Raw genomic sequence first — 23,255 nt, 5'->3', positions numbered from 1 at the left:
TGCCCGCGAAGGCGTCGTGTCAGACACCGAAAAAATCAGGGTTTGGCATCAGCCTTCGCCACCGTCACCCACCACGGTGTGTGCTGTTCGATCTGCACCGGCAGCGTCGGCAACAGTGCGCTCAGCGCCAGGTCGGTGTCGTGCAACGGGAAACTGCCGGTGATGCGCAGGTCGGCGATCTCGGGTGCCACGCCCAGATGCCCACGCCGATAACGACCGAGCTCGTGAACCAGGTCTTCCAGCCGTGCGTTGTCCACCACCAGCATGCCCCGGGTCCAGGCGTCGGCACCGAGGTTGAGCGCGATGATCGGCCCCAGGCCATTGTTGCGCATCAGCACTTGCTGGCCTTCGTGCAGGATCTGTTCTTCAGGGCTCGACTCGGGGTGGGCGGCCACGGCGGACTGCAACACGCTCAGGCGCGTGCCTTCTTCCTCGCGCTTGACCAGGAACCGCGTGCCCAGCGCGCGCATGCTGCCTTCGCGGGTTTCGACGATAAACGGCCGGGCGTCGCCATGGCCGGTTTCGACGAGGATTTCCCCTTCCTGAAGAATCACCCGGCGCTGCTTCTCATCAAAGCGCACATCCACGGCGCTGTGAGTGTTGAGGTTGATCAGCGTGCCGTCGCTCAGACGCAGGGTGCGTTGCTCGCCGGTGGCGGTGCGCTGATCCGCCAGCCAATAGTCGACCGGCAGATAACGATCACCGGCAAACAGCGCCAGGCCAAGCACCGCAACGATGCTGGCCACGCCGCTGCCGAGTTTGCGCACCCGTCGGCGAATGCTTTCGCGCGATTGCAGCAACGCAGTGCGGGCCGGGCCGCTGGCCACGCTGAAACGCTGGTCGAGCATGCCCAACTGGCGCCAGGCGCGGGCGTGCTCTTCGTGGGCGGCGTGCCATTTGGCAAACTCTTCGCGCTCCACCGGAGTGCCGGAATCCAGCGACAATTGCCAGGCAATCGCCGCGTCCAGCACCTGTGCCGAGACGGGTTTGGAACTGACCGGGTTCACACCGGCTCACCGTACAGCGCGATGTAGCACTGACGAATGCCCTGCGCCAGGTACTGACGCACCCGCGGCACCGACACGCCCAGACGCTGGGCGATTTCCGCGTGACCAAGGCCGTCCAGACGGTTGTAGAGAAACGCCGCCCGCGCCTTGCTCGACAGCTTGCCGAGCAGGCGGTCGATGTTTTTCAGGTCCTCGAGGATCATCTGCTGTTCTTCCACCGACGGTTGTTCGCCTTCGGGGATCAGCATCAGCTCGGTGAGGTAGGCCTGTTCCAGCGCAGCGCGGCGGAAATAGTCGAACAGCAGGCCCTTGGCAATCGCCACCAGAAACGCCCGTGGTTCGCGAGGTTCGTTCAGTTGATCACGGCCCAGCAAACGCACGAAGGTGTCCTGACTCAGGTCTTCGGCCCGTTGCGGGCAGGCGACATTGCGTCGAAGCCAGGCCAATAGCCAACTGCGATGGTCGCGATATAACGCACCGACGAGCTCACTGTGGGGGCTTTGGACTGACGACACGCAGCATCACCGATTGGGAAGTGTTAACTAACGAGAATTGTTCGCGATTGTGGCAGAGGCGGGGGAGGTAAGCAATTGGCCACTGGTCAGGTGGTTTTGGTGGGGGGCAGTTGGACCGTGTCATCGTTCTTCGCGGGCAAGCCTCGCTCCTACAGGATGGTGCGTTGCTCACGAACAACGTAAACCCTGTAGGAGCGAGGCTTGCCCGCGAAGGCGCCAGATCAGACGCCGCGAATTCAGAACGAAGGCGCCCGCTGCCTGCGCTTCCACTGACTCAACCGCTGTTGCAGATTCAACGGGCTATGAATCTGCTGCTGCCGCGCGCGGCTGAACAGGATCAGCGCCAGCTCGGCGGTCGCCAGCGCATCGGCACTGGCGTTGTGGCGCTCGAACACCTCGAGCTTGAACCAGTCGATCCACTCATCCAGCCCCGCCTCGCGAATGTGCGCCTGGGGGCAGAGCAGGGGGGCGATATCCGCCACATCCAGAAACGGATGCTGCAATTTGTAGCCCAGATGATCTTTCAGTGCGCGACCGAGCATGTGCTGATCAAACGGCGCATGAAACGCCAGCACCGGGCTGTCGCCCACGAACTCCATGAACTCGACCAACGCCTGCGCCGGATCGCTGCCGGCGGCAATCGCGCTCGGGCCCAAACCGTGAATCAACATGCTCGGCGCCACTTTCATGTCCGCGCATTGCAGGGTGCGTTCGAACTGCTGACTGAAGTCGATCGCCCCGTCCTCAATCACCACCGCCCCAATGGACAGCACCCGATCCTTGTTCAGGTTCAACCCCGTGGTTTCCAGATCCAGCACCACCCAGCGCTGCTCGCGCAGGCTGCATTCTCTGAGCTCGGCCCGCGCCGGCAAACGTTGCAGACGTTGCTGCAAGTCCCCGGACAGCATCGGCCCTGCCGGGCGCAGCCATGAAAACAGGCTCATAGCTGATACCGCAGGGTCAGGCTGCTTTGCAGGCGTTGGGCCTGGCGCAGGGATTCACGCAGGATGCGTCGGTCCAGATGATTGAGGCTGTCGGGATCGACCCGGTTGGAGTAGGGCAAATTCTCCCGGGTCTGTAGCTGATGTTGCTGCATGCGGGTTTGCTGGATGAAGTGATACGCCTCTTCGTACGCCGCACCGTCCTGTCGATCAATGACTTCTTTATCGACCAACTGGCGAAAGCGCTCCAGCGTATTGTTCGCCTCGATGCCGTGGGCCAAGGCCAACAGTCGGGCGCCGTCGACAAAGGGGGTCAGGCCCTGGACTTTCAGGTCCAGCGTGGCTTTCTCGCCATTTTTGCGCGCCAGCACAAACTCGCGGAAACGCCCTACGGGTGGACGGTTGCGCAGGGCGTTCTCGGCCATCATTCGCTGGAACAATCGGTTGTCGGCAACCTGATCGAGAATCCCCCGACGCAACTGCTCGCAGCTTTGCTCGTCGCCCCAGACCACGCGCAGGTCGAAATAGATGCTCGAACCCAGCAGGTTTTCCGGTGTCGCCTCGCGAATGAACGCCGCAAAACGCCGCGCCCATTCGGCTCGGGACAAACACAGCTCGGGGTTGCCGGCCATGATGTTGCCTTTGCACAGGGTGAAACCGCAGAGCGCCAGGCTCTGGTTGATCTGCTGAGCGATGGGCAGCAACTTGCCACGAATCTCTGCGGCGTGCGCGGCGTCCCGTGCTTCGAACAGAATGCCGTTGTCCTGGTCGGTATGCAGCGTCTGCTCGCGGCGGCCTTCGCTGCCGAAACACAACCAACTGAACGGCACGCCCGGGTCGCCTTTCTCGGCGAGGGTCAGTTCGATCACCCGGCACACGGTGTGATCGTTGAGCAGGGTGATGATGTGGGTGATCTGGGTCGAGGACGCACCGTGGGCCAGCATGCGCTCGACCAATTGACCGATCTCGCCGCGCAGCGCCACCAGGTTTTCCACGCGCTGGGCGCTGCGGATGGTTCGCGCCAGATGCACGAGGTCGACCCGTTGCAGGGAAAACAGGTCGCGCTCCGAGACCACGCCGCACAGACGCTGGTCCTTGACCAGGCAGACGTGGGCGATGTGCCGCTCGGTCATGGCAATCGCGGCATCAAAGGCGCTGTGGTCCGGCGTCAGGAAAAACGGCGCCTGGGTCATGTGCCGTTCGATGGCTTCGTTGAAGTCGTTGATGCCTTCGGCCACAACATGGCGCAAGTCGCGCAGGGTGAAAATGCCCAGCGGCGCCTTGTGTTCATCGACCACCACAATGCTGCCGACCTGTTGCTCGTGCATCAGGGTGACCGCTTCCCGCAGCGGCGTGGTCGGGCTGCACGTCACCGGGTGACGCATGGCCAATTCGCCCAGACGGGTATTCAGCGAGTATTGGGTGCCGAGGGTTTCCACGGCTTTTTGCTGGACTTGCTGGTTGACCTGGTCCAGCAAACTGCTCACGCCGCGTAGGGCAAAGTCGCGAAACGCGTTGGAAAGTGCGAACAGTTTGATGAACGCCAGCTTGTTCAGCTGTAGGCAAAAGGTGTCTTCGGCGGCCAGGTGTTCGGTGCGTGTCGCACGCTCACCCAGCAGCGCGGCGAGGGGGAAACATTCGCCGGTGGTGATTTCGAAGGTGGTTTCCGTGCCGCCCTTGGCCGTGTGGGGACGTTCACCCACGACCCGGCCCTGTTTGACGACGTAGAAATGCTCAACCGGGCCATCGGCGGGCTTGATGATGCTCTCGCCGGGGGCATAAAAACGTAGCTGACATTGTTCAACCAGGTACGCCAGGTGAGCGTGTTCCATTTGATTGAAGGGCGGGAAGCGCTGAAGGAATTGCAAAGTGCCCTGGATGTTCTGCAATACCGCGGTTTTCCCTGCCTGTGTGAAGGCGTCCGCTTTACTCATAACCATTACCGCAGTCTTTTATGAATTGTTGTTGTCGGGTGACTCAGTCATGGTCGGCCCCTGCGCGCAGGGTGCCCATTGGACGTAAGTCTAGGTCGGGCCTTGCGGCGATGAAATTTCGGAAATGCCTTACACAATCTTGGGAAGAACCTATCCTTCCCCCTATAGGAAATAAATCCGACGAAGTGCACATTGACGGCCCGCTTAGCGATGTCTCACCACTGTGCTAGGGAATGATATTGGAAACTTAGAGAAAACCATGTCCGACCACGATATTTTGAGTGACGCCGAGCGCGAGGCGCTGAGTGCCGTCATGCTGGAACCCGACTTGCCGCCGCAACGGGTGCTGATCGTCGATGACGATAAAGATGCGCGCGAACTGTTGTCGGAGATTCTTGGTCTGGATGGTATTCGTTGCATGACCGCAGCCAGCGGTGAAACCGCGCTCAAGATGCTGGCGGAGAAACCATCGATAGGCCTGGTGATTACTGATCTGCGGATGGGCCATATGGATGGCCTGGATTTGATCCGCCAGGTGCGCGAATCGGTCCGCGCGGCGATGCCGATCATCATCGTTTCCGGCGATGCCGACGTGAAGGACGCGATTGCCGCCATGCATTTGAGCGTGGTGGATTTTTTGCTCAAGCCTATTGATAGCGCGAAACTGCTAAAGCTGGTCAAGCATGAGTTGGGGTTGGAGCCTTAACCAAAACCTGTCGGTCCTGCACATTCCCCTGTAGGAGCCGGCTTGCCGGCGATCGCGGTGTAACAGTCAACGTAGATGTTGAATGTCACGGCCCCATCGCCGGCAAGCCGGCTCCTACAGGGGATAGCATTTGCAAACAAAAAAGGCCCTGATCCGAAGATCAGGGCCTTTTTTTGTCACGGCATCAACGCTCGGTTACAGGCCATTGGCAGCCTTGAACTCGCGACGACGACGGTGCAGAACCGGCTCCGTGTAGCCGTTCGGCTGTTTGGTGCCTTCAACCACCAGTTCGACCGCCGCCTGGAAGGCGATGTTGCTGTCGAAGTTCGGTGCCAGCGGACGGTACAGCGCGTCATTGGCGTTCTGACGGTCAACCACCGGCGCCATGCGCTTGAGGCTTTCCATCACTTGCGCTTCGGTGACGATGCCATGACGCAACCAGTTGGCGATGTGCTGGCTGGAGATACGCAGCGTGGCACGGTCTTCCATCAGGCCGATGTCATTGATGTCCGGCACTTTCGAGCAGCCAACACCCTGGTCGATCCAGCGCACCACGTAACCGAGAATGCCCTGGGCGTTGTTGTCCAGTTCGTTCTTGATCTGTTCCGCGGTCCACTGCGGGTTTACCGCCAGCGGGATGGTCAGGATGTCATCCACCGAAGCGCGTGCACGTTTGGCCAGTTCGGCCTGACGGGCGAACACGTCGACCTTGTGGTAGTGCAGCGCGTGCAGCGCGGCAGCCGTTGGCGATGGCACCCAAGCAGTGTTGGCGCCGGCCAATGGGTGAGCGATTTTCTGTTCAAGCATCGCCGCCATCAGGTCGGGCATCGCCCACATGCCTTTACCGATCTGTGCGCGACCTTGCAGGCCGGTGCTCAAACCGATATCGACGTTCCAGTTCTCGTAGGCGCCGATCCACTTCTCGGCCTTCATGTCGGCCTTGCGCACCATCGGGCCGGCTTCCATGGAGGTGTGGATTTCATCGCCCGTACGGTCGAGGAAACCGGTGTTGATGAACACCACGCGCTCGCTGGCGGCCTTGATGCAGGCCTTGAGGTTGACCGTGGTGCGGCGCTCCTCGTCCATGATCCCGACTTTCAGGGTGTTGCGCGGCAGGCCGAGCACGTCTTCGATGCGACCGAACAGCTCGTTGGTGAACGCAGCTTCTTCCGGACCGTGCATCTTCGGCTTCACGATGTAGACCGAACCGGTGCGGCTGTTCTTGCGCGAGCTGTTGCCGTTGAGGCTGTGGATCGCCGCCAGGCAGGTCACCAGGCCGTCGAGAATGCCTTCCGGCACTTCGTTGCCGTCTTTATCGAGGATCGCGTCGATGGTCATCAGGTGACCGACGTTGCGCACGAACAACAACGAACGACCGTGCAGGCTCAGTTCCTTGCCATCAACGCCGGTGTAGGTGCGGTCGGCGTTCATGGTGCGGGTAAAGGTCTTGCCGCCCTTGGAGACTTCTTCCGACAGGTCGCCCTTCATCAGGCCGAGCCAGTTGCGGTAGATCACCACTTTGTCATCGGCATCGACAGCGGCGACGGAGTCTTCGCAGTCCATGATGGTGGTGAGTGCGGCTTCCATCAGGATGTCTTTGACGCCGGCAGCGTCGGTCTGGCCGACCGGGGTGCTGGCATCGACCTGGATTTCGAAATGCAGGCCGTTGTTTTTCAGCAGGATCGCGGTCGGTGCAGCGGCATCGCCGTGGAAACCGATCAACTGAACGTCATTGCGCAGGCCGCTGTTGCTGCCGCCTTTGAGGGCGACCACCAGTTTGCCGCCGACGATCTTGTAGCCGATGGAGTCGACGTGCGAGCCGGCAGCCAATGGCGCCGCTTCGTCGAGGAAGGCACGGGCGAAGGCAATCACCTTGTCGCCGCGAACCTTGTTGTAGCCTTTGCCTTTTTCCGCGCCGTCAGCTTCGCTGATGGCGTCGGTGCCATAGAGCGCGTCATACAGCGAACCCCAGCGGGCGTTCGAAGCATTGAGCGCGAAACGCGCATTCATCACCGGCACCACGAGCTGCGGGCCGGCCATGCGGGCGATTTCGTCATCGACGTTTTGCGTCGTTGCCTGGAAATCGGCCGCTTCTGGCAGCAGATAACCGATGTCTTGCAAGAAGGCCTTATAAGCCAAGGCGTCGTGCGCCTGACCGGCACGGGATTGGTGCCAGCCGTCGATACGAGCCTGGAAATCATCGCGTTTGGCGAGTAGGGCTTTGTTCTTCGGCGCCAGGTCGTGAATGACCTTGTCGGCACCGGCCCAGAATTTATCGGCGGTGAGGCCGGTTCCGGGAATGGCTTCGTTGTTCACGAAGTCGAACAGGACTTTGGCGACCTGCAGGCCACCGACTTGAACGTGTTCAGTCATTGCTTGCCTCACTCTGCTCAGCTATTTCGCTTTTCAGCTCTTCAAATTAACAATGAAGCCTCTGGCTATTTAAACCACAAACCCCTTCCACCAGTACATGCCATTTCGGGCGGCTGGGATGGAACCGATCAACGGCGTTGAGGCCTTGCTGATAGGGCTTTCAGGGCTGCGACCGCGCCTGTGGCAGACATCGATCCAACGTTATGTAGTGCGCGCTGCGGCATACTACATGATGAATTGCGGTTGTGAAAATTAGACTAATTACGTCGTTCTGCGACCCCGTGACGCATTGCAGTCACGTCGGGGATAGGGATGTTCTCAAAAAAGTATGAGATTGTTCCAGTTAAATATAAGAAGTTGTACACGATTTGTTTTTTTGCAGGTTCATCGGTGGTGATCCATTCGCGGGCAAGCCTCGCTCCTACAGGGATGGCGCAGGTCTTGTAGGAGCGAGGCTTGCCCGCGAAGGCGTCGGCCGACTCAGCGCAGCAACATCCCTTGCCTATACTTCTCTTTCTACAACAAAAGAGGGCTGCGCCATGGACCACCTCGTACTCACTGTTTTCGCACCGGACAAGCCTGGGCAGGTCGAGCGCATCGCCCAGTGCATTGCCGAGCACGGCGGCAACTGGCTGGAAAGCCGCATGTCACGCATGGCCGGGCAGTTTGCCGGGATTCTTCGGGTGGGCGTGCCGGCCGAGGCCTACGACGAATTGGTCGATGCCTTACAGGCGTTGTCCACCCATGGCATTCGCGTGCTGATCGCCGAAAGCGGCATCGAACAATCCTGCACCTGGAAACCGATTGCCATGGAATTGGTCGGCAATGATCGTCCGGGGATCGTGCGCGACATCACGCGTCTGTTGAGTGAGCAAGGGGTCAACCTGGAGCGGCTGGTGACGGAGGTGCGTCCGGCGCCTATGAGCAGCGAGCCGTTGTTCCACGCCGAAGCGATTCTGGCGGTGCCGCTGACCTTGTCACTGGACGTGTTGCAGTCGCGCCTGGAAACCCTGGCGGACGATTTGATGGTGGAGTTGGTATTGCGCAGCGACCCCTGACAGGGTTATCCAAGTTATACGTGCACCTGCCTGTGGATAACCTGTAGAGACAGCCCGCCAGCCCACGCCGGCCGGGCTTCTTCAAGATCTGATCAAAAAACCATCAGTTTCAACAAGTTGCGCACAAACGCCGGGGATCACGCTGTGGATAACCTTGGGAAGGATCGATGCAGGCCACGAGAGGCGTGGCCTGCAGAGGTTTGTACGATTTTTGATCAGCTGCGGCGGCGCAGACTTATCCACGCATCGACGCTGTAAACCGCCAGGCCTGCCCAGATAAAGATGAAGGCAACCAGTGTGCTGGACGACAGATGCTCGCCAAACAGCAGCACGGCTTGCAACAGCACCAATGTCGGCGCCAGGTACTGGAGAAATCCGAGTGTCGTGTAGGGCAAATGCCGTGCGGCGGCGTTGAAACACACCAGCGGCACCAGCGTTACCGGACCCGCAGCGACCAGCCACCAGGCTTCGGACGTGGTCCAGAACTCGGGCTGGGCGCTGACGGCCGTCTGATTGAAGAGCAGCCAGGCGATGGCAATCGGCACCAGCATCCAGGTTTCCACCACCAGGCCCGGTAGCGCCTTGACCGGCGCCTGCTTGCGGATCAATCCGTAGAAGCCGAACGTCAACGCCAGCACCAGCGACACCCACGGCAGACTGCCGACTTGCCACACCTGTTGCGCGACGCCGACCGCCGCCAGTCCCACGGCAATCCACTGCATGCGCCGCAACCGTTCGCCGAGGATCAACATCCCCAGCAACACGTTCACTAGCGGGTTGATGTAGTAACCGAGACTGGCTTCAAGCATGCGCCCGTTATTCACCGACCAGACGTACGTCAGCCAGTTGGCCGCGATCAGCGTGCCGCTCAAGGCCAGGATCGCCAGCCGTTTCGGGTTGTCACGCAACTCGCGCCACCAGCCCGGATGCTTCCACACCATCAGCAGCAACGCGCCGAACAGCGCCGACCAGAGCACGCGATGGATGATGATCTCCACGGCGGGCACGTTGGCGATGGCTTTAAAGTAGATCGGGAACAGGCCCCAGATGATGTAGGCACTCAGGCCCAGGATGTACCCGCGACGGGGGTTGGCGGCTTGCATGCAGAATCCTTGCTTAGGCAGCTAACAAAGAGAGGATTGTATAGACATGTCACATCTTTTGTAGGAGCCAGCTTGCTGGCGATGAAGATTACGCGGTATGTCAGGGAGACCGCGTCATCGTTCATCGCCGGCAAGCCGGCTCCTACAAGGGTTAGAACAGTTTCAGGGGTTCTTCGTTGAGGGCGGCGAGTTGCTCGCGCAACGCCAACACCTGATCACCCCAATACCGCTCCGTCCCGAACCACGGAAAACTGTGCGGGAACGCCGGGTCATCCCAGCGGCGCGCCAGCCACGCGCTGTAATGCATCAGGCGCAGCGCGCGCAGCGGTTCGATCAGCGCCAATTCCCGTGGGTCGAAATCGTGAAACTCGTTGTAGCCGTCCATCAGTTCCGACAACTGCCCCAGACATTCCTGACGGTCACCGGCGAGCATCATCCAGATGTCCTGCACCGCCGGGCCCATGCGGCAGTCGTCCAGGTCGACGATGTGGAACATCTCGTCGCGGCACATCATGTTGCCGGGGTGGCAATCGCCGTGCATGCGGATGTTCTGGTGCGGCGTGGCGTTGTAGACGTCTTCCACACGTTTGAGCAGGTCGCGGGCGACAGACTCGTAGGCCGGCAGCAGGCTTTTGGGGATGAAATTGCCTTCGAGCAAGGTTGTCAGCGAGGCATGACCGAAGTTCTTCACGCCTAGGGCTTCACGGTGTTCGAACGGTTTGGTCGAGCCGACGGCGTGCAGGCGACCGAGCAGTTGGCCCAGCCGATACAGCTGATCGAGATTGCCTGGCTCCGGTGCGCGGCCACCACGGCGGGGGAACAGGGTGAAACGGAAACCGTTGTGTTCGTGCAGGCTGGCACCGTTGTGAATCATTGGCGCCACCACCGGCACGTCGCACTCGGCGAGTTCGAAGGTGAACTGGTGTTCTTCGAGAATCGCTTCGTTGGTCCAGCGCTGCGGGCGGTAGAACTTGGCGATCAGCGGCTCGGAGTCTTCGATGCCGACCTGATAGACGCGGTTCTCGTAGCTGTTGAGCGCCAGAACGCGCGCGTCGCTGAGAAAGCCGATGCTTTCGACGGCATCGAGCACGAGGTCTGGGGTGAGGGTTGCAAACGGGTGGGCCATGCTGACTCCTGCGCGCAGCAGGCTGCCGCGTCCGGCCAAGCATGGTAGCGCAGACGGGCTGTCTTTAGTGGTTGGGGTTGAGATGAGTGTTGTCAGGGCTGACGTCTTCGCGGGAAATCGCCATCACCGAAGACCGCGGCTTGCCGTTCGGCAGGTGCTCAGGGAACGTCGAGCCACCGTTTTCCCCCGGATGCTGAATCCCGACAAACAGCGTCTTCTGGTCCGGCGAGAAGCTGATCCCCGTCACCTCGCAACCCACCGGCCCGACCATGAAGCGTCGGATCTCACCGGTCACCGGGTCGGCACAGAGCATCTGATTGTTGCCCATGCCGGCAAAATCACCGGCGTTGCTCGAATCGCCATCGGTCAGGATCCACAAACGCCCAGCCTTGTCGAAACCCAAGCCGTCCGGGCTGTTGAACATGTTCTGCGGCGTGATGTTCGACGAACCGCCCTTCGGCGTGCCGGCGTGGACACCCGGATTGCCGGCGACCACAAACAGATCCCAGGCAAAGCTTTTCGAACCGTGATCATCACGGTCGGTGCGCCAGCGCAGAATCTGCCCGTAGACGTTCTTCTCGCGCGGGTTCGGCCCGCCCACCGGTTGACCGTCTTCACCGCGCTTGGCGTTGTTGGTCAGCGTGCAATAAACCTGGCCGTCCTTGGGGCTGACGACGATCCATTCCGGACGGTCCATGCGCGTGGCTTTCACCAGCGTGGCGGCGAGGCGCGCATGAATCAGCACTTCGGCCTGATCGGCAAAACCGCTGCTGGCGTCGATGCCGTTTTTACCGTGGGTCAATTCGATCCACTCGCCCTGGCCTTTCGGGTGATCGGCATTGCCGTCGCCCGCGTCGAAACGCGCCACGTACAAGGTGCCGTGGTCCAGCAGGTCGCGGTTGGCTTTCGGGTTCTTGTGGTTGATCTTGTCGCGGCTGACGAACTTGTAGATGAACTCGCCGCGTTCGTCGTCGCCCATGTACACCACGGCGTGGCCGTCATGGGTTTCGGCCAGGGCCGCGTTTTCATGTTTGAAACGGCCCAGCGCGGTGCGCTTGACCGGTGTCGATGTCGGATCGAACGGGTCGATTTCCACCACCCAGCCATGACGGTTGAGTTCGTTGGGGTTCTTCGCCAGGTCAAAGCGCTCGTCGTGTTGATGCCAGTTGATCTCTTTACTGGTCGCCACCGCACCGTAGCGTTTTTGCGCCGGGTCGAATTTCTGCTCGGCATTGCTGCTGCCGAAGCAATCGGTGAAGTTCTCTTCACAGGTCAGGTAGGTGCCCCACGGCGTCTTGCCGTTGGCGCAGTTCTGGAAGGTGCCGAGCACGTTCTTGCCGTGCGGGTCGGCGCTGGTTTTCACCAGCGCGTGGCCGGCAGCCGGGCCGCTGAGGCTGATCGGTGCGTTGCCGTGAATGCGGCGGTTGTAGCGCGAGCCCTGAACGAATTGCCATTGGCCGTTCTTGCGCTGCACCTCGATCACCGACACGCCTTCGCAGGCCAGCGCCTTGCGCACTTCTTCGGCCGATTGCGGCATGCCGCCGTGCGGGTAGAGGTAGCGGTAGTTGGTGTATTCGTTGTTGATCGCCATCAGCGCCCGGTCTTTCTCGCCCGGAAATTCGAACAGGCTCATGCCGTCGTTGTTGTCGCCGAACTGGACTTCCTGTTGCTCGGCGCTGCCGTTGCCGCTTGGATCGAATGCCGGACCGTTCTTTTGCAGCGGCTGGCCCCAGCTGATCAGCACCGAAGACTTGTAGCCCGGTGGCAGGGTGATTGCGTCGCTGGTGGCGGCGGGGATGCTGTCAAAACCCAACAGTTTGCTGGTGCCTGCGCTGACACTGGCCGCCAGCACGCTGCGGCTCAGCAGGTTGCCGCCGAGGAACATCGCGGCACCGCACAGGGCGCCCGCGCTGATGAAACCACGACGGCTGAGGCCGACCATTTGCTCGAGGTCGGTGGATTGGTTGTCTTCTAATAGGCTCACATCAGGCTCCCTGCTGGTTTTTGCAGTCACCTTAAAGCGCGTTAATGACGCTTGTGTTTCAGAGCGGTGTACCGAGCAGCACATTGGAGGGGGAAAATTGCACCCGCAGCGCTTTGCCGGTGGCCAGACCGTGGGTTCGCAAGTGCAGCGGTTCGGCCAGCGCGCACAGCGTCTGGCCATTGGGCAGGCCGATGCGCACTTCACTCGGGCCGTCTTCGGCGTCGAGGATTTCTTCAAGGGTGCCGGCCAGGCAATTGTGTCCGGGCGTTGCCTCGTCATCGATACCCAACAGGTCGAGCCAGCCGGCCTTGATCAAGGCGACGACTTCGGTGCCGATTTGCAGCTCCAGGCGCAGGGTGCTGTCGTGAGTGATCTGCGCCACGAGGATCAAGCCTTCAGCCAGTTCCAGGCGGATCAGGTCGTTGCGTCCCTGAGCTTCGATTTCCACGACTTTGCCGTGCAGTTGATTGCGCGCGCTGGTTCTGAGCATCAGACGGCCGAGGAGGTTGAGGTCGCTGGCGTCTTCGGCGGCCTCCAACACCTGCGCCTGCAACGTTTGCAGCTTTTGATACAAACGCAATACGCGTTCGCCTTCGCTGGACAGCTTGGCGCCACCGCCGCCCTTGCCGCCGACGCTGCGCTCCACCAGCGGTTTCTGCGCGAGGTTGTTCAGCTCGTCGATGGCATCCCATGCAGCTTTGTAACTCAGGCCCGCGCTTTTCGCGGCGCGAGTGATCGAGCCCTGTTCGGCGATGTGTTGCAGCAAGGCGATGCGCTGCGGGCGACGGACAATGTGCTGGGACAACAACGTAGGCAAGGACATGGCGAGACGCTTTGGCGGGTGATGATGGTGAGGACGTTGGCGGCTGGAAGCCCGGGAGTCAAGTCAGCCACGATTCCTGTAGGAGCGAGCTTGCTCGCGATGGACTTGAGAACGACGCGTTCATTCAGAAAGCGCGCATTATCGTTAACGTCCATCGCGAGCAAGCTCGCTCCTACAGTCAGGCTGTGTCGCCGGGTTTGGGTGTTCGGGCCAGGCAGTAGACGTCGACTCGCGCTGCGCCCACATCCATTAATAGACGAGCCAATGCCTGGGCCGTGGCGCCGGTGGTCAGTACGTCGTCAACCAGCGCCAGGTGACGGCCCTTGATCAGTGCTCCGGGCATCAGCGCGAAGGCGTTACGCAGGTTCTTCCTGCGCGCATCGGCCTTCAGCTCCTGTTGCGCGCAGGTGTCCTGAATCCGCTTGAGCAGCTGTTCGTCACAGGGGATATCCAGGCTGGCGCTCAACCAGCGGGCCAGCATCGCAGCCTGGTTGAAGCCCCGTTGGCGCAGACGTTTAGCGGCGAGCGGAACGGGGACCAACGCATCTGGCCGTTCCAACCCTTCATCGAAGCGATGTTGCAGGGATTGAGCAAGAAGTTCGGCGAGCAGGCGACCATACGGCCACTTCGCGCTGTGCTTGAATCGGGTGATCAAGCTGTCGACCGGAAAACCATAGGTCCACGGGGCAATGACTTGCTCGAAAGGCGGCGGTTGCTGCAAGCACTGGCCGCACGTCAGGCCCGCCGCAGGTAATGGCAGGGCGCAGGTCTGGCAGTGATCGCCGAGCCAGGGCAGCTCGGTTTCGCAGGCCATGCAGATCGGCGTGGCTTCTTCGGCCGTCTCGTCGCAGAGCAAACAAGTTTGGTTGTTTTTTAACCAGATGTAAACCGGTCCTTCGTATCGTGGTTGACAGCGCATCGCTCTTCCTTAAATATGCCGAACATCCGTGTCGCGTCTGTGGGTATTCCGTCCCCCGACCGCTTGCCCAGCATAAAACAAAGGAAACGCCCATGAGCGCCAGCACCTCTGCAACCCTGCGTCATGACTGGTCTTTGGCCGAAGTCAAAGCACTCTTCGTTCAGCCATTCAATGACCTGCTGTTTCAGGCGCAGACCGTGCACCGCGCGCATTTCGACGCCAACCGCGTCCAGGTTTCCACGCTGCTCTCGATCAAGACCGGCGCCTGCCCGGAAGATTGCAAATATTGTCCGCAGTCCGGTCACTACAACACCGGCCTGGAAAAAGAAAAACTGATGGAAGTGCAGAAGGTCCTCGAAGAGGCCGCTCGCGCCAAAGCCATCGGTTCGACCCGTTTCTGCATGGGCGCGGCGTGGAAACACCCGTCGGCCAAAGACATGCCGTATGTGCTGAAGATGGTCGAAGGCGTGAAGGCCATGGGCCTGGAAACCTGCATGACCCTCGGTCGTCTGGACCAGGAGCAGACCGAAGCGCTGGCCAAGGCCGGCCTCGATTACTACAACCACAACCTCGACACTTCGCCGGATTTCTACACCAGCATCATCACCACCCGCACCTACAGCGAGCGCCTGCAAACCCTGGCTTACGTGCGTGATTCGGGGATGAAGATCTGCTCCGGCGGCATCCTCGGCATGGGCGAGTCCCTCGATGACCGCGCCAACCTGCTGATCCAGCTGGCCAACCTGCCGGAGCATCCGGAATCGGTGCCGATCAACATGCTGGTGAAAGTCGCCGGTACGCCGCTGGAAAACGCCGAAGACATCGATCCGTTCGACTTCATCCGCATGCTCGCCGTGGCGCGCATCCTGATGCCGAAGTCCCACGTGCGCCTGTCCGCCGGCCGTGAAGCGATGAATGAACAGATGCAGGCTCTGGCGTTCTTTGCCGGCGCGAACTCGATTTTCTACGGCGACAAACTGCTGACCACCGCCAACCCGCAGGCCGACAAGGACATGCAACTGTTCTCGCGACTGGGCATCCTGCCGGAAGCGCGCGAAGAGCACGCCGACGAGGTGCATCAGGCCGCCATCGAGCAGGCGCTGGTGGAGCAGAAGAGCAGCGAGCAGTTCTATAACGCCGCCGTCTAACCAACGCGAAACCCTGTAGGAGCGAGGCTTGCCCGCGAAAGAGTCACTGCGGTCGCTCAGTCAGGCCGCGGCGTTCCCTTCGCGGGCAAGCCTCGCTCCTACAGGTTATGTATGTTTTCCTTACTTGCGAGGCCTGCATGTCTTTCGATCTCGCCGCACGCCTTGCTGCCCGTCGTGCCGAAAATCTCTATCGCCAACGCCCCTTGCTCGAAAGCCCCCAGGGCCCGGAAGTGGTGGTCGATGGCCAGCCGTTGCTGGCGTTCTGTAACAACGATTACCTGGGCCTGGCCAATCATCCGCAAGTGATCGAGGCCTGGCGCGCCGGGGCGTCTCGATGGGGCGTCGGCGGCGGCGCTTCGCATTTGGTCATCGGCCACAGCACGCCACATCACGAGCTGGAAGAAGCGCTGGCTGACTTGACCGGCCGCCCGCGCGCGTTGCTGTTCACCACCGGCTACATGGCCAACCTCGGTGCGGTCACCGCGTTGGTCGGGCAGGGCGATACGGTGCTCGAAGATCGCCTCAATCACGCCTCGTTGCTCGATGCCGGTTTGTTGTCCGGCGCGCGTTTCAATCGTTATCTGCATAACGATGCAGCGAGCCTGGCCAATCGTCTCGAGAAAGCCACCGGCAATACGCTGGTGGTCACCGACGGTGTGTTCAGCATGGACGGCGATATCGCCGACCTGCCAGCGCTGGCCCGAGAAGCCAAGGCCAAAGGCGCGTGGCTGATGGTGGATGACGCGCACGGTTTTGGTCCGCTGGGTGCCAATGGCGGCGGGATCGTTGAGCATTTCGGCCTGAGCCAGGAAGACGTGCCTGTGCTGGTCGGCACCCTCGGCAAGGCGTTCGGGACGGCGGGCGCGTTCGTCGCCGGCAGCGAAGAGCTGATCGAGAGCCTGATCCAGTTCGCCCGTCCCTACATTTACACCACCAGCCAACCGCCAGCCCTGGCCTGTGCGACGCTGAAAAGCCTGGAGTTGCTGCGCAGCGAACACTGGCGGCGTGAGCATCTGAAAACGCTGATCCGTCAGTTCCGCCACGGCGCCGAGCAGATCGGCCTGGAGTTGATGGACAGCTTCACGCCCATTCAACCGATCATGATCGGCGACGCCGGGCGTGCGGTGCGACTGTCGCAGATGCTGCGCGAACGCGGCTTGATGGTCACGGCGATTCGTCCGCCGACCGTGCCCGCCGGCAGCGCCCGGCTGCGGGTAACCCTGACCGCTGCCCACAGTGAGGCGCAGGTGCAGCTATTGTTAAATGGACTGGCCGATTGTTTTCAACAACTGGGACCGGAGCCAAGCCATGCGTAATCGCCTGATTCTGCTGCCCGGCTGGGGCCTCGGGATTTCTCCGCTGGAACCCTTGGCGGCTGCGTTGCAGGGGCTGGACGAACACCTGCGCGTCGAGATCGAGCCGTTGCCGGATCTGGAGTCCAGCGACCTTGAAGAGTGGCTCGACGAACTCGACTCGGCCGTGCCTCAGGATGCGTGGCTTGGCGGCTGGTCGCTCGGCGGCATGCTTGCCTCCGAGTTGGCGGCGCGACGCGGTGATCGTTGCTGCGGCTTGCTGACCTTGGCGAGCAATCCTTCTTTTGTTGCCCATGAACAGTGGCCGAGCGCGATGCCCGGCGAGACGTTTGATGCGTTTCTGGCAGGCTGCAATGCCGATCCGCGCATGACCTTGAAACGCTTTTCGCTGCTGTGCGCGCAAGGCGCCGAAGACCCGCGCGGGCTTTCGCGTCTGCTGCTCGGTGGTGCGCCAAACGCCTCTGCTGCGGTGTTGATGAGCGGCCTGGAGTTGCTGGCACAACTGGATACCCGTCAGGCGTTGCAGGCGTTCCGCGGTCCGCAGTTGCACCTGTTCGCCGGCCTCGACGGACTGGTTCCGGCCGAAGCGGCGGGGGACTTGCTGGCGTTGCTGCCGGATGTCGAAATCGGTCTGATTGAACAGGCCAGCCACGCGTTTCTTCTGGAAGACCCTCACGGTGTGGCGGGGGCGATCCAGGCCTTTTTGCATGAGTCCGGTGATGACTGATTTATCCCTTCCCAGCCTGCCCGGCGGCCTGCCGGACAAACGCCAGGTGGCGGCGTCCTTTTCCCGCGCGGCGGCCAGCTACGACAGCGTGGCCGAATTGCAGCGTGACGTCGGCAGCCAGTTGTTGAGCCGTTTGCCGGAAGATTTCGTGCCTGGTCGCTGGCTGGACCTGGGCTGTGGCACCGGGCATTTCAGTCGTGTGCTGGGTGAGCGTTTTCCTGGCGGTCACGGCGTGGCGCTGGACATCGCCGAAGGCATGCTCAATCACGCGCGCCCATTGGGCGGGGCCACGCACTTCATCGCCGGGGATGCAGAGCGGTTGCCATTGCAGGATTCGACCTGTGATTTGATTTTCTCCAGCCTGGCGGTGCAATGGTGCGCAGACTTTGCGTCGGTGCTCAGTGAAGCCCATCGCGTGCTGAAACCCGGCGGAATGTTTGCGTTTGCTAGTCTGTGCGTGGGCACACTGTTTGAGCTGCGAGACAGTTGGCGTCAGGTGGATGGCATGGTGCACGTCAACCGCTTCCGCGAGTTCGGGGTTTATCAACACCTGTGTGCGGCCAGCGGTTTGAAGGTCGCGAGTCTGCAAACCCGTCCTCACGTGCTGCATTACCCGGATGTGCGCAGCCTGACTCATGAACTCAAGGCGCTGGGCGCGCACAATCTGAACCCCGGTCGGCCGGGTGGTTTGACCGGCAGGGCGCGGATCCTCGGCCTGGTCGAGGCGTATGAGCAGTTTCGTCAGGCCCAAGGCCTGCCGGCGACTTATCAAGTGGTGTACGCCGTTTTGGAGAAACCCTTATGAGCGCAGCGTATTTCATCACAGGGACTGACACCGATGTCGGCAAGACCACCGTGGCTGCGGGTTTGCTGCATGCTGCGCGGTTGGCCGGCCTGAGTACGGCGGCGGGAAAACCGGTGGCCTCCGGTTGCGACGTGACGCCCAAGGGCTTGCGCAACGCCGATGCGCTGGCGCTGCTGGCGGAATGTTCGGTGCCGTTGACGTATGCACAGGTCAATCCGGTGGCCTTCGAACCGGCCATCGCTCCGCATCTGGCAGCACGCGAGGCCGGCGTCGCGTTGACGGTGCAATCGTTGCTGACGCCAATGCAGCAGATTCTGGAGATGCAGGCAGATTTCACCCTCATTGAAGGCGCTGGTGGTTGGCGCGTGCCGCTGGCGGATCAGGACAACCTGTCGGACCTGGCCATGGCGCTGGATCTGCCGGTGATTCTGGTGGTCGGCGTACGGCTGGGCTGCATCAACCATGCGCTGCTGACGGCCGAGGCGATTGCCCGGGACGGTTTGCAACTGGCGGGTTGGGTGGCCAATATCATCGATGCCAAGACTGCGCGCCTTGAAGAAAACCTGGCCACGCTGGCCGAGCGGATCCCCGCGCCGTGCCTGGGGCGCGTGCCGAAACTCAAGTTGGTGACCGCCGAGGCGGTGGCGGAACACCTTCAGCTGGATTTGCTGGACTGAGGTTTCAAGCACTGGTTTTACCTATGACAAGGCACTGTGCCATTAGTGTTTTTGTCGGGCCTTTTGCAGGCGGGTCTGGTTCAATGGCCGCTGTTGATCCTTTGTAGGACGAGTTCTCCCATGGAAATCTCAGGAAGTACCGCTTTTTATGCTGGTCTGAGCACTATTCAGACAGGGCAGAACCGTGTGGATCAAGCCTCCGGCCAGATTGCCAACAATTCGGTCGAGCGTTCGGTGACCAGTCAGTCCTCCGATGCTCAGGTCAATCGCCTGCGCTCGGTTGATCGCAGCCAGCAATCGGACCTCGCCAGCAACATGGTCGAGATGGCTCAGGGCAAGTTTCAGGTCGAGGCCGGTGTCAAAGTTGCCAAAGCTTCCGATGAAATGCTCGGTACGCTGATCGATACATTCGCTTGATCATCTGCTGAAACCGCTCTGCCAACGCCGCGACCCTTCGCGGCGTTTTTGTGTGTAAGTCCTTCTCTCCCAACTAAACTTTTCTGCAGGACGTGTTGCTCAGTCAACGGCGTTGCGTTGTCGCGTGTGCGGCTTAGCGCGGGGTGTGAAGACGAACGGCCAAAGATCGGCGCTTGACAAGATTTGGGCGTAAACGTATGTTTCAAACAACTGTTTGACCGTCACAACAAATCAACGCGGTCGTTCATTCCCGGTTACATCAGCAGAGGTTTATCGCTATGCCTGACTACAAGGCCCCCTTGCGTGATATTCGCTTCGTTCGTGACGAACTGCTCGGCTACGAAGCGCACTATCAGAGCCTTCCGGCTTGCTCGGACGCAACTCCGGACATGGTTGACGCCATTCTCGAAGAAGGCGCCAAGTTTTGTGAGCAGGTACTGGCTCCGCTGAACCGCGTGGGTGACACCGAAGGCTGCACCTGGAGCGAGTCCGGCGTTAAAACCCCGACCGGCTTCAAAGAAGCCTACAAGCAATTCGTTGAAGGCGGCTGGCCAAGCCTGGCCCACGACGTAGAGCACGGCGGCCAGGGCCTGCCGGAGTCTCTGGGTCTGGCAGTCAGCGAAATGGTTGGCGAAGCCAACTGGTCGTGGGGCATGTACCCGGGCCTGTCGCACGGCGCGATGAACACCATTTCCGAGCACGGCACGCCGGAGCAGCAACACGCCTACCTGACCAAACTGGTGTCCGGCGAATGGACTGGCACCATGTGCCTGACCGAACCGCACTGCGGCACCGACCTGGGCATGCTGCGCACCAAGGCCGAACCTCAGGCCGACGGTTCCTACAAAGTCTCCGGCACCAAGATCTTCATCTCGGCCGGTGAACACGACATGGCCGACAACATCGTCCACATCGTGCTGGCTCGCCTGCCGGATGCACCGGCTGGCACCAAAGGCATCTCGCTGTTCATCGTTCCGAAATTCATGCCGAACGAAGACGGTTCGATCGGTGCGCGCAACGCCGTGTCCTGTGGTTCCCTGGAACACAAGATGGGCATCCACGGCAACGCCACCTGCGTGATGAACTTCGACGCGGCCACCGGTTTCCTGATCGGCCCTGCGAACAAAGGCCTGAACTGCATGTTCACCTTCATGAACACCGCACGTCTGGGTACCGCGCTGCAAGGCCTGGCCCACGCCGAAATCGGTTTCCAGGGCGGCCTGAAATACGCTCGCGATCGTCTGCAAATGCGCTCCCTGACTGGCCCGAAAGCGCCGGAAAAAGCCGCCGACCCGATCATCGTGCACCCTGACGTCCGTCGCATGCTGTTGACCATGAAAGCGTTCGCCGAAGGCAACCGCGCAATGGTTTACTTCACCGCCAAGCAAGTCGACATCGTCAAGTACGGCGTGGACGAAGAAGAGAAGAAGAAAGCCGACGCACTGCTGGCGTTCATGACGCCAATCGCCAAAGCCTTCATGACTGAAGTCGGTTTCGAATCCGCCAACCACGGCGTGCAAATCTACGGCGGCCACGGCTTCATCGCCGAGTGGGGCATGGAGCAGAACGTTCGCGACAGCCGCATTTCGATGCTGTACGAAGGCACCACCGGCATCCAGGCACTCGACCTGCTGGGCCGCAAAGTGTTGATGACTCAAGGCGAAGCTCTGAAAGGCTTCACCAAGATCGTCCACAAGTTCTGCCAGACCAACGAAGGCAACGAAGCCGTTCAGGAATTCGTCGCACCGCTGGCTGCAATCAACAAAGAATGGGGCGAGCTGACCATGAAGGTCGGTATGGCGGCCATGAAAGATCGCGAAGAAGTCGGCGCGGCCTCCGTGGACTACCTGATGTACTCCGGTTACGCCTGCCTGGCCTACTTCTGGGCTGACATGGCACGTCTGGCGGCCGAGAAACTGGCAGCCGGCACCACCGAAACAGCGTTCTACACCGCCAAGCTGCAGACTGCGCGCTTCTACTTCCAGCGCATCCTGCCGCGTACCCGCACTCACGTTGCAACCATGCTGTCGGGCGCCAACAACCTGATGGACATGAAAGAAGAAGACTTCGCACTGGGCTACTAAGCCTTAACGCAGCCTTCTGAAAAAACCGCTGCTCCTTCGGGAGTGGCGGTTTTTTTTCAACTCGACTTTGGTGAAAAAAACACGGTCGAGGGCAGTTCTCCCGTCTTTTATGACGACCTTTGATGGGGGAACCGTGCATTGCTGGTTGGCCGGATAGTAGTCAGTAATGCGGCGTCAAAAAAACCTTAGCAAATCACTCAGAAAATCAGGGTCACTGCCGTTAAAGTAGTGGGCACAATGCCATCTATAGACATGACGGGTCGGAGCTTTACCCTTGCCGCGTTCTTCCGCTGTACGTTTCAGTCATTTCCTGCCGTCACTTCTGCTTTTGCTTGCGGGGCTGGCGGCTGCGTACGTCAAGGACCTGAACGTCTTCTTCACTTCGCTGTTCAACGTGCTGCCTACGTTGGTGCTGTTGCTCGGCGGCGCTTATTGCGCGGTTTACCGACGTCAGCGTGAACTGTTTCTGATGGTCACGGTGTACATCGCCTACTACCTGCTCGACACCCAGACCGACTATTACCGCGACAACGGCAGAGTGCGTGAAGACGCCGCCGTGGTCTTTCACCTGTGCTGTCTGTTGCTGCCGCTGATGTTTGGCATATTCGCCGCGTGGCAGGAACGCACCCATCTGTTCCAGGACATGATCGCGCGTTTCGCGGTGTTGCTGGCCGTCGGCAGCGTGGCGTTGGGCCTGGAGCAAAGTTACCCACAGGCGCTGTTGATGTGGCTGTCGGAAATCCGCTGGCCAGCCCTGCATGGCGCGTGGATGAGCCTGATTCAGCTGTCCTACCCCGTGTTTATCGCTTCGTTCCTGCTGCTGAGCTGGCAATACTGGCGCAACCCCAGGCCTTTGCACGCCGCCCAACTGGTGGGTCTGCTCGGGTTGTTCTGGGCGTTGCCGAAGACGTTCATCCTGCCGTTCACCCTGAACATCATGTGCAGCCAGGTGATGTTGATGATTGCCGCGGCGGTTGCCCATGAAGCCTATCAAATGGCCTTCCGCGATGAGCTCACCGGTTTGCCTGGCCGCCGCGCGTTGAACGAACGCATGCAGCGCCTGGGGCGCAATTACGTGCTGGCCATGAGCGACGTCGACCACTTCAAGAAATTCAACGACACCCACGGCCACGACGTCGGCGATCAGGTGCTGCGGCTGGTAGCTAGCAAACTGTCGAAAATCGGCGGCGGCGGCAGGGCGTATCGCTACGGCGGTGAGGAATTTGCGCTGGTGTTCGCGGGCAAGACGCTTGAAGAGTGCATGCCGCACCTGGAAGTCATCCGCGAATCCATCGCCACCTACAACATTCAACTGCGTAACCAGGACAACCGTCCTCAGGATGACCAGCAAGGTCGTCAACGTCGTTCCGGCTCAGGGGCTTCGAGTGTGTCGGTCACCGTCAGCATCGGCGTCGCCGAACGCGTGGAACAACGCAACCCGGAAAAAGTGCTCAAGTCCGCCGACGAGGCGCTCTACGCCGCGAAAGGCGCCGGGCGAAACTGCGTGGTGGCTTTCGGTCAGAACCGTCGTGGTGCGGTGCGCGAGGCGGCTGCGGGTTGAGTGATGATGGCGCATTCAGCGTCTGGACTGTGAT

General features: G+C 60.8%; 20 protein-coding genes. 10 read left to right on the top strand and 10 right to left on the bottom strand.

From position 1 onward, the window contains the following. Nucleotides 1-35: 35 nt before the first annotated feature. The 4 genes from KGB24_RS09205 to KGB24_RS09190 all read right to left on the bottom strand — a co-directional run bounded on the left by KGB24_RS09205 (nucleotide 36) and on the right by KGB24_RS09190 (nucleotide 4,403). Nucleotides 36-1,007 (bottom strand): FecR domain-containing protein, encoded by a 972-nt coding sequence (locus KGB24_RS09205; protein WP_223413639.1) that lies wholly within the window; start codon nucleotides 1,005-1,007, stop codon nucleotides 36-38. Next, nucleotides 1,004-1,522: an RNA polymerase sigma factor gene (locus KGB24_RS09200; protein ID WP_032829214.1), complete on the bottom strand. Its 519-nt coding sequence runs from the start codon at nucleotides 1,520-1,522 to the stop codon at nucleotides 1,004-1,006. The genes KGB24_RS09205 and KGB24_RS09200 overlap by 4 nt, the downstream gene beginning before the upstream one ends. 236 nt (nucleotides 1,523-1,758) lie before the next feature. Further along, a complete protein-coding gene (locus KGB24_RS09195) occupies nucleotides 1,759-2,466 on the bottom strand; it encodes a PolC-type DNA polymerase III (RefSeq protein WP_223413640.1) in 708 nt (235 codons plus the stop codon). Continuing rightward, nucleotides 2,463-4,403, bottom strand: coding sequence for a putative nucleotidyltransferase substrate binding domain-containing protein (locus tag KGB24_RS09190; RefSeq protein ID WP_008045144.1), 1,941 nt, complete (start codon nucleotides 4,401-4,403; stop codon nucleotides 2,463-2,465). The genes KGB24_RS09195 and KGB24_RS09190 overlap by 4 nt, the downstream gene beginning before the upstream one ends. A 253-nt stretch (nucleotides 4,404-4,656) precedes the next feature. On the opposite strand from KGB24_RS09190, the gene KGB24_RS09185 reads away from it, so the two are divergent. Then, nucleotides 4,657-5,103 carry a response regulator gene (locus KGB24_RS09185; RefSeq protein WP_223413641.1) on the top strand — a complete coding sequence of 149 codons (447 nt, stop codon included), beginning with the start codon at nucleotides 4,657-4,659 and terminating at the stop codon, nucleotides 5,101-5,103. Between the two features lie 195 nt (nucleotides 5,104-5,298). Here KGB24_RS09185 and KGB24_RS09180 read toward each other — a convergent pair whose 3' ends face one another. Further along, complete coding sequence (locus KGB24_RS09180) at nucleotides 5,299-7,476, bottom strand: malate synthase G (protein ID WP_223413642.1); 2,178 nt, start codon at nucleotides 7,474-7,476, stop codon at nucleotides 5,299-5,301. 539 nt (nucleotides 7,477-8,015) lie between these two features. Here KGB24_RS09180 and KGB24_RS09170 point away from each other — a divergent pair. After that, the gene (locus KGB24_RS09170; protein WP_192416792.1) at nucleotides 8,016-8,534 is read left to right on the top strand and encodes a glycine cleavage system protein R; all 519 of its coding nucleotides are present in this window, start codon (nucleotides 8,016-8,018) and stop codon (nucleotides 8,532-8,534) included. A gap of 215 nt (nucleotides 8,535-8,749) precedes the next feature. Here KGB24_RS09170 and rarD read toward each other — a convergent pair whose 3' ends face one another. The 5 genes from rarD to KGB24_RS09145 form a co-directional block, all read right to left on the bottom strand. After that, on the bottom strand, nucleotides 8,750-9,637 hold the full coding sequence (rarD, locus tag KGB24_RS09165) for an EamA family transporter RarD (RefSeq protein WP_223413643.1): 888 nt from the start codon (nucleotides 9,635-9,637) through the stop codon (nucleotides 8,750-8,752). A 151-nt stretch (nucleotides 9,638-9,788) separates the two neighbouring features. After that, on the bottom strand, nucleotides 9,789-10,763 hold the full coding sequence (locus KGB24_RS09160; protein WP_223413644.1) for a serine/threonine protein kinase: 975 nt from the start codon (nucleotides 10,761-10,763) through the stop codon (nucleotides 9,789-9,791). Between the two features lie 64 nt (nucleotides 10,764-10,827). Further along, complete coding sequence (locus tag KGB24_RS09155; RefSeq protein ID WP_223413645.1) at nucleotides 10,828-12,747, bottom strand: PhoX family protein; 1,920 nt, start codon at nucleotides 12,745-12,747, stop codon at nucleotides 10,828-10,830. A 58-nt stretch (nucleotides 12,748-12,805) separates the two neighbouring features. Continuing rightward, complete coding sequence (locus KGB24_RS09150; RefSeq protein WP_223413646.1) at nucleotides 12,806-13,570, bottom strand: TOBE domain-containing protein; 765 nt, start codon at nucleotides 13,568-13,570, stop codon at nucleotides 12,806-12,808. 178 nt (nucleotides 13,571-13,748) lie between these two features. Further along, a complete protein-coding gene (locus KGB24_RS09145; protein WP_223413647.1) occupies nucleotides 13,749-14,489 on the bottom strand; it encodes a ComF family protein in 741 nt (246 codons plus the stop codon). A 92-nt stretch (nucleotides 14,490-14,581) separates the two neighbouring features. Here KGB24_RS09145 and bioB point away from each other — a divergent pair, with 92 nt between their 5' ends. The 8 genes from bioB to KGB24_RS09105 all read left to right on the top strand — a co-directional run bounded on the left by bioB (nucleotide 14,582) and on the right by KGB24_RS09105 (nucleotide 23,221). After that, nucleotides 14,582-15,637 (top strand): biotin synthase BioB, encoded by a 1,056-nt coding sequence (bioB, locus tag KGB24_RS09140; protein ID WP_008024223.1) that lies wholly within the window; start codon nucleotides 14,582-14,584, stop codon nucleotides 15,635-15,637. 137 nt (nucleotides 15,638-15,774) lie between these two features. Beyond that, complete coding sequence (gene bioF / locus KGB24_RS09135) at nucleotides 15,775-16,953, top strand: 8-amino-7-oxononanoate synthase (RefSeq protein WP_192416798.1); 1,179 nt, start codon at nucleotides 15,775-15,777, stop codon at nucleotides 16,951-16,953. Next, the gene (locus KGB24_RS09130; protein ID WP_008035901.1) at nucleotides 16,946-17,677 is read left to right on the top strand and encodes an alpha/beta fold hydrolase; all 732 of its coding nucleotides are present in this window, start codon (nucleotides 16,946-16,948) and stop codon (nucleotides 17,675-17,677) included. Before bioF ends, KGB24_RS09130 begins: the two co-directional genes overlap by 8 nt. Further along, nucleotides 17,670-18,482: a malonyl-ACP O-methyltransferase BioC gene (gene bioC, locus KGB24_RS09125; protein WP_223413648.1), complete on the top strand. Its 813-nt coding sequence runs from the start codon at nucleotides 17,670-17,672 to the stop codon at nucleotides 18,480-18,482. Before KGB24_RS09130 ends, bioC begins: the two co-directional genes overlap by 8 nt. Continuing rightward, on the top strand, nucleotides 18,479-19,159 hold the full coding sequence (gene bioD / locus KGB24_RS09120) for a dethiobiotin synthase (RefSeq protein WP_223413649.1): 681 nt from the start codon (nucleotides 18,479-18,481) through the stop codon (nucleotides 19,157-19,159). The genes bioC and bioD overlap by 4 nt, the downstream gene beginning before the upstream one ends. Before the next feature lie 120 nt (nucleotides 19,160-19,279). Further along, nucleotides 19,280-19,576, top strand: coding sequence for a hypothetical protein (locus KGB24_RS09115; protein ID WP_008024213.1), 297 nt, complete (start codon nucleotides 19,280-19,282; stop codon nucleotides 19,574-19,576). 278 nt (nucleotides 19,577-19,854) lie between these two features. After that, on the top strand, nucleotides 19,855-21,660 hold the full coding sequence (locus KGB24_RS09110) for a phenylacyl-CoA dehydrogenase (protein ID WP_008024212.1): 1,806 nt from the start codon (nucleotides 19,855-19,857) through the stop codon (nucleotides 21,658-21,660). 274 nt (nucleotides 21,661-21,934) lie between these two features. After that, on the top strand, nucleotides 21,935-23,221 hold the full coding sequence (locus KGB24_RS09105) for a GGDEF domain-containing protein (protein WP_223413650.1): 1,287 nt from the start codon (nucleotides 21,935-21,937) through the stop codon (nucleotides 23,219-23,221). Nucleotides 23,222-23,255: the final 34 nt, after the last annotated feature.

The sequence above is a fragment of the Pseudomonas sp. BF-RE-25 genome (genome assembly GCF_019956105.1).
Classification (GTDB): domain Bacteria; phylum Pseudomonadota; class Gammaproteobacteria; order Pseudomonadales; family Pseudomonadaceae; genus Aquipseudomonas; species Aquipseudomonas migulae.
This window is presented reverse-complemented; position numbering and strand designations above follow the sequence as displayed.